The 14057-nt window shown below is 63.5% G+C and carries 13 protein-coding genes; 7 read left to right on the top strand and 6 right to left on the bottom strand.

All coding sequences use genetic code 11. From position 1 onward, the window contains the following. Positions 1–6: 6 nt before the first annotated feature. Positions 7–963 carry a LysR family transcriptional regulator gene (locus A0U93_RS12620; RefSeq protein ID WP_169852767.1) on the bottom strand — a complete coding sequence of 319 codons (957 nt, stop codon included), beginning with the start codon at positions 961–963 and terminating at the stop codon, positions 7–9. Beyond that, positions 956–1942 carry a LysR substrate-binding domain-containing protein gene (locus A0U93_RS12615; protein WP_077807647.1) on the bottom strand — a complete coding sequence of 329 codons (987 nt, stop codon included), beginning with the start codon at positions 1940–1942 and terminating at the stop codon, positions 956–958. Before A0U93_RS12615 ends, A0U93_RS12620 begins: the two co-directional genes overlap by 8 nt. Positions 1943–2091: 149 nt before the next feature. Between A0U93_RS12615 and A0U93_RS12610 the strand changes: the two genes are divergently transcribed. After that, positions 2092–3084 carry a 3-hydroxyacyl-CoA dehydrogenase family protein gene (locus tag A0U93_RS12610; protein WP_211274012.1) on the top strand — a complete coding sequence of 331 codons (993 nt, stop codon included), beginning with the start codon at positions 2092–2094 and terminating at the stop codon, positions 3082–3084. A 324-nt stretch (positions 3085–3408) separates the two neighbouring features. On the opposite strand, the gene xdhC is transcribed toward A0U93_RS12610, so the two are convergent. Genes xdhC through xdhA form a run of 3 tightly spaced genes read right to left on the bottom strand, consistent with a single transcriptional unit; the run spans position 3409 to position 7992 of the window. Continuing rightward, positions 3409–4278, bottom strand: coding sequence for a xanthine dehydrogenase accessory protein XdhC (gene xdhC, locus A0U93_RS12605; RefSeq protein ID WP_077808518.1), 870 nt, complete (start codon positions 4276–4278; stop codon positions 3409–3411). Continuing rightward, the gene (gene xdhB, locus A0U93_RS12600; protein ID WP_077807646.1) at positions 4200–6533 is read right to left on the bottom strand and encodes a xanthine dehydrogenase molybdopterin binding subunit; all 2334 of its coding nucleotides are present in this window, start codon (positions 6531–6533) and stop codon (positions 4200–4202) included. The genes xdhC and xdhB overlap by 79 nt, the downstream gene beginning before the upstream one ends. After that, entirely contained in the window at positions 6526–7992 is a 1467-nt protein-coding gene (gene xdhA / locus A0U93_RS12595; protein ID WP_077807645.1) for a xanthine dehydrogenase small subunit, read from the bottom strand. Before xdhA ends, xdhB begins: the two co-directional genes overlap by 8 nt. 159 nt (positions 7993–8151) lie before the next feature. On the opposite strand from xdhA, the gene A0U93_RS12590 reads away from it, so the two are divergent. The 6 genes from A0U93_RS12590 (at position 8152) to A0U93_RS16850 (ending at position 13700) form a co-directional block, all read left to right on the top strand. Beyond that, positions 8152–8445 carry an HU family DNA-binding protein gene (locus A0U93_RS12590; RefSeq protein WP_255318286.1) on the top strand — a complete coding sequence of 98 codons (294 nt, stop codon included), beginning with the start codon at positions 8152–8154 and terminating at the stop codon, positions 8443–8445. Between the two features lie 189 nt (positions 8446–8634). Next, positions 8635–10425 (top strand): thiamine pyrophosphate-requiring protein, encoded by a 1791-nt coding sequence (locus tag A0U93_RS12585; RefSeq protein ID WP_077808517.1) that lies wholly within the window; start codon positions 8635–8637, stop codon positions 10423–10425. A gap of 18 nt (positions 10426–10443) precedes the next feature. Continuing rightward, entirely contained in the window at positions 10444–11415 is a 972-nt protein-coding gene (locus A0U93_RS12580) for a hypothetical protein (RefSeq protein ID WP_077807643.1), read from the top strand. Further along, complete coding sequence (locus tag A0U93_RS12575; protein ID WP_077807642.1) at positions 11408–12055, top strand: gluconate 2-dehydrogenase subunit 3 family protein; 648 nt, start codon at positions 11408–11410, stop codon at positions 12053–12055. Before A0U93_RS12580 ends, A0U93_RS12575 begins: the two co-directional genes overlap by 8 nt. Further along, positions 12045–13076, top strand: a complete 1032-nt coding sequence (locus A0U93_RS16855; RefSeq protein ID WP_245824884.1) for a GMC family oxidoreductase N-terminal domain-containing protein — start codon at positions 12045–12047, stop codon at positions 13074–13076. The genes A0U93_RS12575 and A0U93_RS16855 overlap by 11 nt, the downstream gene beginning before the upstream one ends. Before the next feature lie 81 nt (positions 13077–13157). Next, on the top strand, positions 13158–13700 hold the full coding sequence (locus tag A0U93_RS16850; protein WP_245824883.1) for a GMC oxidoreductase: 543 nt from the start codon (positions 13158–13160) through the stop codon (positions 13698–13700). A 12-nt stretch (positions 13701–13712) separates the two neighbouring features. Here the strand turns inward: A0U93_RS16850 and A0U93_RS12565 are convergent, their stop codons facing one another. After that, positions 13713–13916, bottom strand: a complete 204-nt coding sequence (locus A0U93_RS12565; protein WP_147150982.1) for a hypothetical protein — start codon at positions 13914–13916, stop codon at positions 13713–13715. Between the last annotated feature and the right edge of the window lie 141 nt (positions 13917–14057).

Raw genomic sequence — 14057 nt, 5'->3', positions numbered from 1 at the left:
CCTTGCCTAGGAGCAGATTGGAAACGGGCGATCAGGATTTCCGATCACCTGCGCCAGAATTGCCCCGCGCACATGCAATGCCGCCGGTGTCAGCGGGCGTTCATCCATCGTAATGAGGAAGAAATGCCCGAGCAGATCCGGCATGGGGACGGACAGTTTTTTGATAATGCCGGAATTTTCATAATGCTCGGCAACGTCGCACGGCATGACCGACAGCAACGGCGCATGTCGCAACAGGTCGGCTGTCGCGAACATCGACGACACCTCGACCGGACAGAGCGGCGCCGGCAGCAAGGCCATGGTGAAAGCCGCCTCCACCGCGCGCCGCATCGGGCTGGGCGCCGTTTGCAGCACCCAGTTCCACGTCACCAGATCGGCAAGCGTCAGATTGCCCGCATCCTCCGGCGCATGATCGCGACCGACGACGACGCAGAGCGGCTCCGCGCCCAGTTCAAGGCAGGTCAGACCCGGATTACGGTCGAGCCCCAGCGTTCGCCCGATGACGAAATCATATCGCCCCGAACGCAACCCGACCATCAGCGCGTCGCTGGTGTCCATATGCAACGACATGGCGATATGCGGTGCCGTCACCGCGACCTGCGCCATGGCGGGTGACACGATGCGCGGCAACCCGGCCACGATGGCCCCCAGCCGCACGCTGCCCGCGACGCCATTGCGCATGTGATCGATATCGCGCTGCATCCGATCGAGGTCGTTCAGGATCAGGCGCGCATAACGTGCCGCCAGCACGCCGCTCGCCGTCGGATGAACCCCATGCGGCGTGCGATCGAACAGCGGCGTTTCCAGCGCATGTTCCACGTCCTGCAACATCTTCGACAGCGACGGCTGCGAAAGATTCATGCGCTCGGCCGCCTTGTGCAGGCTGTGCGATTCATCCAGCGCGATCAGCAGCGTCAAATGGCGCAGTTTCAGCCGATTCTGGATTTTAAGGGAATCAAGCACGGTCGTTCGACGACATCGCCGACAAGGCGGGTGGCACCAGCTTGCGGCTTGCATCGCGCAGCACGGCCATGACCGTGACGGCAGCCGGGCTCGGAAGAGCTTCTCGCGATAGCAGAAAGCCATACGGATCGAGACGCAGGTCGAGGCTGTTGGGAATTTCCACGATCTGCCCCGTCGCCATCTGCTGCCGCGCCACAGGTCCGGATAACACGGTCAGCGCATCGGACCGCATCAGATAGGCCAGAGTCACCACGAGCGAATCGCTACCGACGACCCGCGCGGGCAAGGAAACCCCCGCATCCCGAAAGATCGCGTCGAAACGCTGTCGCGAACGGCTGCCACGGCTTTGCAGAATCCAGGGGAATCGCGTCAGTTCGGCCAGCGACGACGCTTGCGCCTCCGCCAGCGGATGCCCGGGACGCGCCATGACCATCAGAGGTTCATGGCCGATCTCCTCATATCGGAACTGCCGGTCGGACATGTCTCCGGCAGGGCGACCGATCATGATCTCGATATGCCCCAGGCCGAGATCCTGTTGCAGGCTGGCGCTCGACCCCGTGCGGATATCCAGATCGATCTGCGGATAATCGGTCTGAAGCACCGATATCGCACGCGTCAGGATATCGACCGCCGGTCCATCGATCGCCCCAATACAGACCCGACCCGCATGGCCGTCGAGCAGCGCGTTGAGTTCCTCCCGCGTGCGGTCGAGTTCGTTCAGGATCGTGATGGCGCGGCGGGTGAGCACCTCACCGAAATAATTCGGCACCAGCCGCCGCCCTTCGTGCCGGAACAGGACGATGCCGATCAATGCTTCCAGATCGTTCAGTAATTTCGATGCGGCTGGCTGGGACATGCCGAGATGCGCAGCGGCATCATGCAATGTCGAATGACGCGAAAACGCCGCGAGCAGCTGAAGATGACGCAGTTTGAGACGCGCGCCCACGAACCACGACGTGGAAAGATGAGGCGGCTTCATGAGCAATGCATATCGAAACCCATAACGATCGCTCTCATAACGCGATTGGACGCGCTGGCGATCACGAAACTAGCGTGCCGCCGGACAAGGTTGCGTGACCGGATTTCGAACAGAAGAAAGCGCCGCAACCGACCATGGAGGTATTTGTCGTGGCGATCAGAACAATCGAGACCGTGGCCGTCGTCGGCGCGGGATATATGGGCGGCGGCATTGCGCAAAGCCTCGCGGATGCGGGCATCCGCGTCACGCTGGTGGACGCATCGCCGGATGCAACCGTCGCGGCCCATGCCCGCCTGCTGCACGAAGCGGCCACATACGAAAAACAGGGCCTCTTCCGCGAAGGCGCGGCAGCGCGTATCGAGGCCAATCTCGCCATCGCGGAAACGATCGAGGATGCGGTCCGGAACGTGGACTTCATCGAAGAGGCCGTTCCGGAAATCCCGGACCTCAAACGCGAACTGCTCACGCGCATCAGTACCACCGCGTGTACGGACGCCATCATCGGGACCAACACCTCGACATTGCCGGTGCACACGCTCGCGCCGGCCGTCTCGAATCCCGCCCGCTTCCTGACGGTGCATTTCAGCAATCCCGCGCCCTTCATCCCCGGCATCGAACTGGTCTGCGGCGAGAAGACCGATCCGGCGATCCTTCCGGTCGTCAAGGACATGATCCATCGCGCCGGCCATCAGGCCGCCGAAGTAGCGGACACGCCCGGCTTCGTGCTCAATCGTCTGCAATATGTGCTGTTCAAGGAAGCCTGCGCCATCGTCGAGGAAGGCATCGCCACGACAGAAGGCGTCGATACGATCGTGCGTTCCACTTTCGGCTTTCGCCTGCCCTTCTTCGGCCCGTTCGCCATCGCCGACATGGCCGGGCTGGATGTCTATCTGAACTGCTTCAGGACGTTCGAGCAGGCCTTCGGCGAGCGGCTGGCCGCGCCCGACAGTCTGCGTGCCCTGGTCGAAGCCGGAAAATTCGGCACCAAGAGCGGCGAAGGCTTCCGCGGCCAGATGACGCCGGAACAGGCGCAGGCGCTGGTGGCCTATCGCAACAATGCCTACGGCCAGATGGCAAAACTGCTGCACGAACTCGGCCCGGCTCCCTTGCCGGTTCCGACGGAGGAGGCGCGGCCACAATAAACCCCGGCCTCCTCACCAGTGTCCTGAAGCTCCCAGAGAGACAGACGGCAAGGGAAAAGCGATGGCACAGAGATCGTCGTGAACGGCGAGCCAGTAAAATTCTGCTGACCCGGTCGAGTATGTGCCCGATCGGGTCTCGCGCGCGGCAATGACATTGCGGGTCACCATATGAATCTTAGTTCCACGCCCGACAGCCAGCCGATTACGACGCGGTTATTGCAACCTTACGAACCGTTCGCCGAAAAAAGAGGCAGCCCTCCCGGCTCTCATCACCACAAAGCATACGAAACGCATGCACCTTGCGACTGAGCACCAGTGCATGCCCTAATTCAGAAACCGCTCAACCATTTCGGCAGCGACAAGCGCGGCAATGCTCTCCGGTCGCTTGTCGCGCACCCCGCGATCGCCGATCGGACAGACCAGCGCCGCAACCCGTTCCGCCGGAATGCCGATCTCCCGAAACCCTTGCACAAACCGGCGGCGCTTGGTTGTCGAGCCGATCAGCCCGACATAACGCAGGTCCCCGCGCGACAGCGCCGCCGCCACAATCAGCGCATCCAGCGTATGACTCTGCGTCATCACGATCACGCCGCTGCCGGCCGGCGCCCGCGCCAGTTCGCGCTCCCAGTCCGTGGTCACAAACGTGGCCACGCCTTTCGGAACATCGCCAAATTCCTCCTCCCGCGCATCGATCCAGTTCAGGCGTAGCGGCAGGAGGGACAAGGCGCGGGCCAATGCCCGCCCGACATGCCCCGCACCGAACAGAAACAATTGCGGCAGTGCAGCCACCAGCTGTGCCATGTCGGTTTCCAGCGCCGCCAGATCATGAAGCCGCTCGATCCTCACCCGCACCGCGCCGCCACAACATTGGTTGATCCGCGGGCCCAGAACGATATCGCGCTCGACAGCATCGCCGCCCGATACCAGCAACGACCGCGCCGCCGCCACGCAATCCCATTCAAGCCGCCCGCCCCCGATCGTGCCGCTCTGTTCCCGCGCCGTCACAAGCATGAATGCCCCACACTCGCGCGGGGTCGAACCACGTGCCGCGACGATCGTGACCCGCGCCACGGCCTGCCCGCCGCTGCGCCAGCGACGAACAGCCTCAAGCGCCGTCAGACGGGCTCTCCCTTCATCCGTGCCGCCGTGCGCAAAATCGTCTCGGGCGTCGCCGGCGCATCCAGACGCGGGCATGTGCGATAGTCGTCCAGGCTGGCCAGCGCATCCGAGATTGCCTGCAAGACCGCAACACCATGCACGAACGGCGGCTCCCCAACGGCTTTGGAACGGAAGATCGTCGCCTCCCGATTGGGCGCATTCTCCAGCAGGGATACGTTGAAAATGCGCGGTCGGTCGGAACAGGCCGGTATCTTGTAGGTGCTCGGCGCATGCGTGCGAAGCCGCCCGAACGAATCCCAGACCAGCTCCTCCGTCGTCAGCCAACCCGCGCCTTGCACGAACCCGCCTTCGATCTGCCCGATATCGATGGCCGGATTCAGCGATTGCCCGGCATCGTGCAGGATGTCGACGCGCTCGATCGCCATCTCCCCCGTCAACAGGTCAATGGCGACTTCCGCACAGGCGGCACCATAGGCGAAATAAAAGAAGGGCCTTCCCCGGCCCGTGGCCGGGTCCCAGGAGATTTTCGGTGTCTTGTAAAATCCGGTGGCCGAGAGCGAAATCCGCGCGAAATAGGCTTCCCAGGCCAGCTTCGCGAAGGGAAGCACCGTTTCGCCAATATGCACCCCATCGGCCTCGAAACTGATCTCGTCTTCCGCGACCGCCCATTTCTCCGCCGCGAAGGCGATCATGCGTCCCTTGATACGGCGGATTGCATCCAGCACCGCCATTCCGTTCAGATCCGCGCCGGAAGACGCTGCCGTGGCGGACGTATTCGGCACCTTGCCGGTGGTCGTGGCCGTGATGCGCACGCGGTCCTCGCCAAGCCCGAATTCGCGCATGGCGATCTGCACCATCTTCGTATGCAGCCCCTGCCCCATCTCCGTCCCGCCGTGGTTCACCTGCACGGAACCGTCGGTATAGACATGCACAAGCGCGCCGGCCTGATTGTAATGGGTGGCCGTGAACGAAATACCGAATTTCACCGGCATCAGCGCAATACCGCGACGGATATAGGGGCTGTCCGCGTTCGACGCCCGAATAGCGCGGCGGCGGGCACGATAATCGGCGCGCCCGGCCAGATCGCTCATGATCTCCGCGGCAATCGAGTCCTCGACCGTCATGTGATACGGCGTCACATCACGCGACCCCATGCCGTAGACGTTGTGCAACCGCACGTCCAGCGGGTCGAGGCCCGTCGCGAAAGCGACCTCCTCGATCACACGCTCGGCCGCGACGATGCCCTGCGGGCCACCGAAACCGCGAAACGCCGTATTGGACTGCGTATTAGTCTTCAGCGCTTCGGACCGGAAACGCACATCGGGGTAGAAATAGGCGTTATCCGCATGAAACAACGCCCGGTCGATCACCGGGCCCGAGAGGTCCGCCGACCAGCCGCAGCGTGCCGCCAACACCATGTCCACGGCCAGCAGCATGCCGTCATCCGTGAAGCCGACATCGTAATCCACGACGAAATCATGCCGCTTGCCGGTCATCATCATATCGTCGTCGCGATCCAGCCGTAGCTTCGCGGCGCGTCCCGTCACCGCCGCGGCCAATGCCGCAAGACAGGCGACGGTATTCGCCTGCGTCTCCTTGCCGCCGAAACCGCCACCCATGCGCCGCACTTCGGTCGTCACCAGATGATGCGGCCGGCCCAGCATCGCCGCCACCAGATGCTGCGTCTCGGATGGGTGCTGCGTCGAGGACCATACGCGCATCTCCCCGGCTTCGCCCGGCTGCGCGAGCGCCGCCTGCCCTTCGAGATAAAAATGTTCCTGCCCGCCGATGGTGATCCGCCCGGACAGCCGGCGCGGCGCCGCGACCAGCCCTGCATCCACATCGCCACGCGTCATGGTCAGCGGACGCCATACCGTCACGCCGCCATTCTTCCGCGCCTGCGCCACGTCCAGGATCGCGGGCATGTCCTCATATTCGACCCTCGCCAGCCGCGCTGCCCGGCGCGCCACCGCGCGGGAAGTCGCCACGACCGCGAACAGCGGCTGCCCCCAGTAAAACACGCGATCCTCGGCCAGGATCGGCTCATCCAGCGCATGCACGGGACTGACCTGATTATCGCCCGGCACGTCCGCCGCCGTCAGCACGCGCACCACCCCGGGCACGGCGCGCACGGCGTCCAGATCCATCGAGACAAGCCTGGCATGGGCGCGCGTGCTCAGGCCCGGCACGACATGCAGCGTGCCGCGCGGTTCCGGGATGTCATCCAGATACGCCGCCGTTCCGGAGACATGCAGTTCGGCGCTTTCATGCTTCAGGCTGCGCGAGGCGCCACCTTCGATGACGGCAGATTCCGGTAGCCGCTCAAGCATCCGTCCACTCCCCTGTCCGGTCGATCCTTACTGCCGCCCCGCCTGCCGTTTCCTCGAAAAAACGAACCAGAAGATTGCCGGCAACGGTTCGGCGGTACCAGTCGCTGGCCCGCATGTCCGATAGCGGCGTGAAGTCACTGGCCAGCGCGGCACGCGCCGCGTCGAGCGCCGCACGATCCCAATGCCGCCCCAATAAAGCGGCTTCCGCATTCGCCGCACGACGGGGCGTGGCGGCCATGCCGCCGAAGGCCAGCCGCGCCGTGGCAATCGCGCCTTCCTTGTCGAACGTCAGCGCGAAAGCGCCCAGAACGGCCGAGATATCCTGATCGATGCGTTTGGAGACTTTATAGGCGCGCAGCACCGCGCCTTCGGGAAGCGGCGGGATCGAAACGCCTTCGACGAATTCGCCCGCCGCGCGATCCTGCCTGCCATAGGCAAGGAAAAACGCCTCCAGCGGTATCGCGCGACGGCTGTCACCCCGGCGCAGATGCAGCGTCGCATTCGCCGCGATCAATACCGGCGGCCCGTCCCCGATCGGTGAGCCGTTGGCGATGTTGCCGCCGATGGTCGCGGCATTGCGCACCTGCACCGCGCCGATCCGCCCGATCACCGCATCGGCCCCCGGCAGCCAGTCCGCCAGCACCTCCCGCGCCTCGGCATACGTCACCCCCGCACCGATCCTCAGCTCTCCGGCCCTCACCCCGATATGCCGCAAATCGTCGATCCGGCCGATCGCCACGATATGCGGCAGGTCACGCAACCCCTTGGTGATCCAGAGCCCGACATCCGTACCCCCCGCAACAAGCGTCGCACCGGGATCCTCCGCCATTATGTGCGCCAGCATGTCCACATCGGCCGGAATGCTGAAACGCCCCAGCGCATGATCGACCTGCACGCCTTGCCCATCGGCCAAAGAGGCCAGACGTTGCGTGATATCGTCAACCATACCGTCGAAGCGATCCGGACCGGTCGCCATGGCCTGCCGCATCGCACGCACGATCGGCGCATAGCCGGTGCAGCGGCACAGATTTCCGGCCAGTGCCTCATCGATTCGTGCTTCATCGTCCATCGCCCCCGGCGCCTTGCGATAGGCGACCATGGACATCACGAATCCCGGCGTGCAGAAACCGCACTGCGCACCGTGCTGCTCGACCATCGCCGTCTGCACAGGATGCAACCGCCCGTCTGCCGACCGCAGATCTTCCACCGTGAAGATCTGCGCGCCATCCATCATTCCGACAAGCTGGATGCAGGCATTCAGCGCCCGCCAGACCGGCTTTCCGCTGTCCAGACGCACCACCAGCACCGTGCAGGCGCCGCAATCGCCCTCGTTGCAGCCCTCCTTCGTCCCGGTACGGCTCCGCCATTCCCGCAGCCAGTCCAGCAGCGTCAGCCCCGGCGGGAAGTCGGTCAGGTCGCATCGTTCGTCACCCAGATAGAAGCGGACGCTCCGGCGCATCGATCCTCCTCGTCCTGCTGTATTGCCCTGCAGTTCTTAACATGATGTTCATGATAATGGCGCAATGCACGCGTTTATCGAGATATATCGGCGGCCAGAGCCAATTTTGCGCCTTGTTCTGGCCCCGATCTCCGCTTATGGCTCTCGGCCACGTTACATGTGAAGAGGAACGACATGAAGTCCACCGACCTGATCGATCGTATCGCCACGGCGACCGGCGGCACGAAGGCCGATGCCAAGACCGCGCTGGACACGGTCTTCACCAGCATCGTCGAAGCCGCTGCCAAGGGCGACGACGTCTCCATCCCAGGTTTCGGCAAGTTCCAGGTTCGCGAGACTGCCGCGCGCCAGGGCCGCAACCCGAAGACCGGTGAAACCATCGAGATCGCCGCTTCCAAGAAGCTCGCCTTCTCTCCGGCGAAGAACGTCAAGGACAGCCTTTCAGCCAAGTAAGGCGTCCCGGAAAAGCCGCGCGAAACGGGCGCGGCTTTTTCCTTCTCCATTTTGTTTCGATAAAGAAACATGCTTCCTGACGTTTGCGTGAACACATGCCTTTATTCTTCAACCGGAGACAAACCACCTCGGACAGCCTTACGTTAGCGCACCACCAATCGGAAAATCGTCAAGGTGGCCGCAATGTCCATGAATGTCAGCGAGTTCCTCTGGAAACGCCTTCAGGAGTGGGGTCTCAAGCGGGCCTATGGCTACCCGGGAGACGGCGCCGGTGGCATTGACGTTGCGCTGCAACGCGAAGTCGATGCCGGGCGCGTCGAATATATCCAGGTGCGGCATGAGGAGATGGCCGCGTTCATGGCCACCGCCCATGCGAAATTCACCGGCCAGGTCGGGTTGTGCTTCGCCACCTCCGGCCCGGGCGCGATCCATCTGCTGAATGGTCTCTATGACGCGAAGCTCGACCATGTCGGCGTCGTGGCCATCATGGGACAGCAGGCCCGCACCGCGATCGGCGCAAGTTACCAGCAGGAAGTTGACCTGCAATCGCTGTGCAAGGACGTTGCCAGCGAATACATCGTCACCGTCACCGAACCGTCCCAGATGCGTCACGCCATTGACCGCGCTGTGCGAATCGCACGCGACCGGCGGGCGCCGACCGTGGTGATCGTGCCGAACGACCTGCAGGAAATGCCGTATAGCGACCCGCCGATGACACACGGTGCCACCCATACCGGCATCGGCATCACCATCGGCAGCAAGGTGCCGGATGACGCCGGACTGCGCGCCGCGGCCGAAATTCTCAATGCCGGCAAAAAGGTCGCCATCCTGGCCGGCGCAGGCGCGCTCGATGCCACCGACGGTCTGCTGGAAGTCGCGGAAATTCTCGGCGCAGGGATCGCCAAGGCCCTGCTCGGCAAGGCGGCGGTGCCGGACGAACTGCCCTTCGTCACCGGCTCGATCGGCCTGCTCGGCACCAAACCATCCTGGGACCTGATGAAGGAATGCGACACCTTCCTGATGGTCGGCTCCGCCTTCCCCTACAGCGAGTTCCTGCCCAAGCCCGGCAACGCCCGTGGGGTGCAGATCGACATCAATCCCGCCAACCTGTCCCTGCGCTACCCGATGGACGTCAATCTCCAGGGCGACAGCGCGGCGACGCTGCGCGCGCTGATCCCGCTGCTCAAACGTAACAACGATCGCTCGTGGCGCACACGGATCGAGAAGGAAGTCGCCGACTGGTGGAAGGTGCTCGAAGCCCGCGCCATGACCACCGCGGAGCCGCTCAACCCGCAGCGCGTTTTCTGGGAACTGTCACCCCGACTGCCGGAAAACGCCATCATCACCGCCGATTCCGGCTCCGTCGCCAACTGGTATGCCCGCGATCTCAAGATGCGGCGCGGCATGAAAGCATCTCTCTCCGGCGGTCTGGCATCGCTCGGTGCCGGAACACCGTATGCCATGGCAGGCAAGATGGCCTATCCGGAACGCACCGTCATCGCCTGCATGGGCGACGGCGCGATGCAGATGAACGGCCTGAACGTCATGATTACCATCTCCAAATACTGGAAGCTGTGGTCTAACCCCAGACTGATCGTGCTGGTGCTGAACAACCAGGATCTCAACCAGGTGACATGGGAGGAACGCGTCCAGCTTGGTGAAGGCAAAACGGAATCGACACAGGCGATCCCCGATTTCCCTTATCATAAATATGCGGAACTGCTGGGCCTGAAAGGCATCTACGTCGACAATCCCGATCAGGTCGGCGCCGCTTGGGAGGAAGCCCTGAGCGCCGATCGGCCGGTCATTCTGGAAGCACGGACAGACCCCAACGTGCCGCCCCTGCCGCCGCATATCACGCTCAAGCAGGCCAAGGCTTTCCTCTCCTCCCTGCCCACCGAACCGGAACTGGCCAGCGTGATCCTCGGCTCTGCCAAGGAAATGCTCGCCTCCGTGCTTCCAGGAAAAAAGAAGTCCTGAGCGACAGGAATGCGGGGCATGGCCGACACACGCAGCCCGACAGGTGCGGCACGCACCATGCTGGCTTTCATCGGGTCGCTGACGCTTGCCGCCATGATGGCGGCAGCGCGCAGAGGCAAACATCCCCCGCCGCGACGGCCAGGCGCCTGCGCCCCGGTGCCCGATCCGGCTTCAGCCAACCGGTCGGCGCGTCGCCTGAACGAAGCCGCCGGGACACTGGCGGCCTCGGTCCTGTTCGATAGCGCCATCGAACATTATCGCGGTCAGTTCGAGAACAGGGCCATGTATACGCCCATCGTCACGGCGGCGCTGGCATTGGCCGTCAGCGCGCACGGCACGGCGGATCGTCGACAGGCGTCGCACGTCCTGCGTGACACGGTATATGCCATAACATCTGTCGTCGGTCTCATTGGAACCGGATTCCATCTGTTCAATATACGCAAGAAGCCGGGCAGATGGTCGTGGCAGAACCTGTTCTACAGTGCGCCGATCGGCGCACCGATGGCCATCGGCCTGTCAGGCCTGCTGGGTTTTCTGTCCGAACGCGTGCGTGATACGCCAAGCGGTCGCGTGCCACGGATCGCGGGGCTCCCCGCCGGACGGGTGGTCGGCGCGGCGGCAGGTCTCGGTCTGGCCGGAACCACGTCCGAAGCCGGGCTGCTCCATTTTCGCGGCAGCTTCCACGACCCGTTCATGTATCTACCCGTCACCATCCCGCCCATCGCGGCAGCGTGTCTGACAGACGCAGCATTCGGCCGAGCACGCGCACGCCGCGACGCGACGCGCTGGTGGCTACGCGCCACTGCCCTGCTTGGCATTTCCGGCACGGCGTTCCACGCCACCGGCGTCGGGCGTGACATGGGCGGCTGGCGCAACTGGCAGCAGAATATCCTCAATGGCCCACCGATCCCGGCGCCGCCCGCCTTCACCGGTCTGGCGCTCGCGGGCCTCGCGGCACTCGATTTGCTGGAAGACGACCCCGATGCCTGAACGCGAACGCTATCCAGGCTACGACGTACTGAACAAGCGCCACACACCGTCGTGGAACGATGCAACACGCAAGGTCATCGACGCGCGCCTCGCCGTCTCACGCGACCCTGATCTCTTCACGCAGGAAGAATGGCGCATCCTCGCGGCTGTCTGCGACCGCATCATGCCACAACCTGCCGACCGCCCTCCTGTCCCACTGGCTGGTTATATCGACCAGCGCATGCGTGATGACATCCGGGTCGGCTTCCGCAACGCGGCACTGCCGCCGCAGGGTGAGGCCTGGAAGCGCGGCCTGCACGCGCTGAACGCCGAAGCCCTCGACGCATACGACACAGCTTTCGATCGACTCGCGGCCGATCAACAGGACGACCTCCTCCATCGCGCCGAGGATGGTCGGCTGCACCATCCGGCGTGGCGCGGCATGGACTGCCAACTGTTCTTCAATGAGCGGATCATGGCCGATATCATCGCGACCTATTACGCACACCCGACAAGCTGGAACGAGATCGGCTTCGGCGGCCCCGCCAGCCCACGAGGCTACGTGCGGATGCAAAACAATCGCCGCGATCCGTGGGAGCCCGTCGAGGCTGGCCCCGGCGACGAGGAAAAGATCCGGCGAAAGAACCAGCATGTCCGATAGTCCGCTCAGCGCACCCCGGGCAACGGACGGACGCGCGCCGGACGTGTTCCACGCTGGCGGCTGGGTGCCGATGAAGCAGTTCGCGGAGCACGACGCTGTGGATTTCGTGGTGATCGGCACAGGCGCGGGCGGCGGCCCGCTGATCGCGCGACTTGCGGAAATGGGATATTCCGTCATCGGTTTCGACGCGGGTGCCTATTTCCGGCCGCTGGAGGATTTCGCATCTGACGAAACGAGCCAGAGCCAATTGTTCTGGACTGACGAGCGACTGGTGGACGGCGCCAATCCGCTGAAGATGGGCAGCAATAACAGCGGCAAGGCCGTGGGCGGCTCCACCGTGCACTTCGCCATGGTCTCACTGCGATTCCGTCCGGAATGGTTCAAATCGCGCAGCAAGCTCGGCTACGGCGCCGACTGGCCTCTCGACTGGCGGGAGATGTGGCAATATTATTCGCGTGCCGAGCGCGATCTCGCGATCGCTGGTCCCGTCTCCTATCCGTGGGGCCCACGACGCCCCCGCTATCCCTATCGCGCTCATGAGATCAACGGCGCGGCGGCCCTGCTGGCACGCGGCGCGGAGGCGATGGGCTATCGCTGGACGGAAACGCCGCTCGCCACCGTGTCCGCCCCACGCGGCAACTCGCCATCCTGTGTCTATCGCGGCTTCTGCCGCGTCGGCTGCTCGACCAACGCCAAGCAGAGCCAGCTCGTCACCTATATTCCCCGCGCCCTGAAAGCCGGCGCCGAAATCCGCGACCTTGCCATGGTCGGTCGTATCGAGGTCGATGTCGAGGGACGCGCCACCGGCGTTCATTATCATCGCAACGGCCACTGGCATTTCCAGCGTGCGAAAAACGTCATCGTCGCGGGTTATGCCATTGAGACGCCGCGCCTCCTGCTCAGTTCCGCGACGGATCGCTTTCGGGACGGGCTGGCCAACAGTTCCGGACTGGTTGGCCGCTACCTCATGACGCAGTCCAATCAGGCTGCCTATGGCGTCATGGACGACATGGTCCGCTGAAACCAGGGACCGCCTTCGCTCACCATCACCGAGCACTGGAATTACGAGGACAAAAAGGACTTCCACGGCGGATATTGCTGGATGGCGCAGGGACCGTTGCCCGTTGAATGGTCCACCGCCGTATCCGGGTCGCGAAAACTCTGGGGCGCAAGATTGCGCGAGAAGATGGGCGACTACAACCATCAGGTTGGATTAAAGATGGTCGGCGAGATGCTCCCGAGCCTCGATAACCGCGTTACACTCGCCGACGAGACCGACCAGTATGGACTTCGCATTGCCCGTGTCACATATAGCTGGCAGGAAAACGATAAAACCATGATCCAGCATGCGCTCGGCGAAATGCAGCGCAGCCTGGAACTGGTCGGCGCACGCGATATCTGGCGCCAGGAGAACGACACCAATCATCTCGCCGGCACCGCGCGCATGGGTTTCAAACGCGAGACAAGCGTTGTCGATGCGGATTGCCGAAGCTGGGACATTCCCAACCTCTGGATTTGCGACGGCTCGGTTTTCCCGACGACAGGCGGCGTCAATCCATCATTGACCATCACCGCCATCGCCCTGCGCACAGCCGACCGTATTCAGGCGCTCGATCGGAGCGGCGCACTGTCCCACGAACGCTGATCCGGCGCGCATCTAGACAACGAGATCGATATGCCGCCCCCGCACGATGAAATCGGGTATGTCCGCGGAAGGTGTGGACACACTTTTCTCGATGGCTGGCGCGGTGACCGGTGGGCTTGCCGTCCCCGCCGTCATACCCGCTTTCGAACCGGCGGAGAGGAATGTCGTGAAAAAACGGTCGATAAACGATAGCGGTGCTGATGTAAGGCTGAACATCGAAATCCTTCCATCGATCAGTCCGGCTGCATTTTCCTTGCGAATCGTTAACATCCGGTAAAGCAGCCGCTCTTTCTCCTGTTGTCGGCTCGATCCGCGACAATGGACCCGTTCCGTGCGTCCTCCAGCAACGGACGGCCA

Origin of the sequence: Neoasaia chiangmaiensis (genome assembly GCF_002005465.1) — a bacterium.
Lineage (GTDB): Bacteria > Pseudomonadota > Alphaproteobacteria > Acetobacterales > Acetobacteraceae > Neoasaia > Neoasaia chiangmaiensis.
The sequence above is the reverse complement of the archived record's forward strand: the minus strand, read 5'-3'. Positions and strand labels throughout refer to the sequence as shown.

What these genes read in the sequence shown, in the direction of transcription:
- A0U93_RS12615 (WP_077807647.1), bottom strand. Translation starts at nt 1,942, where the DNA reads ATGAAGCCGCCTCATCTTTCCACGTCGTGGTTCGTGGGCGCGCGTCTC.
- A0U93_RS12585 (WP_077808517.1), top strand. Translation starts at nt 8,635, where the DNA reads ATGAATGTCAGCGAGTTCCTCTGGAAACGCCTTCAGGAGTGGGGTCTC.
- A0U93_RS12575 (WP_077807642.1), top strand. Translation starts at nt 11,408, where the DNA reads ATGCCTGAACGCGAACGCTATCCAGGCTACGACGTACTGAACAAGCGC.
- A0U93_RS12565 (WP_147150982.1), bottom strand. Translation starts at nt 13,916, where the DNA reads ATGTTCAGCCTTACATCAGCACCGCTATCGTTTATCGACCGTTTTTTC.
- xdhB (WP_077807646.1), bottom strand. Translation starts at nt 6,533, where the DNA reads ATGCTTGAGCGGCTACCGGAATCTGCCGTCATCGAAGGTGGCGCCTCG.
- xdhC (WP_077808518.1), bottom strand. Translation starts at nt 4,278, where the DNA reads ATGCCCGCGTCTGGATGCGCCGGCGACGCCCGAGACGATTTTGCGCAC.
- A0U93_RS16855 (WP_245824884.1), top strand. Translation starts at nt 12,045, where the DNA reads ATGTCCGATAGTCCGCTCAGCGCACCCCGGGCAACGGACGGACGCGCG.
- A0U93_RS12580 (WP_077807643.1), top strand. Translation starts at nt 10,444, where the DNA reads ATGGCCGACACACGCAGCCCGACAGGTGCGGCACGCACCATGCTGGCT.
- xdhA (WP_077807645.1), bottom strand. Translation starts at nt 7,992, where the DNA reads ATGCGCCGGAGCGTCCGCTTCTATCTGGGTGACGAACGATGCGACCTG.
- A0U93_RS16850 (WP_245824883.1), top strand. Translation starts at nt 13,158, where the DNA reads ATGGCGCAGGGACCGTTGCCCGTTGAATGGTCCACCGCCGTATCCGGG.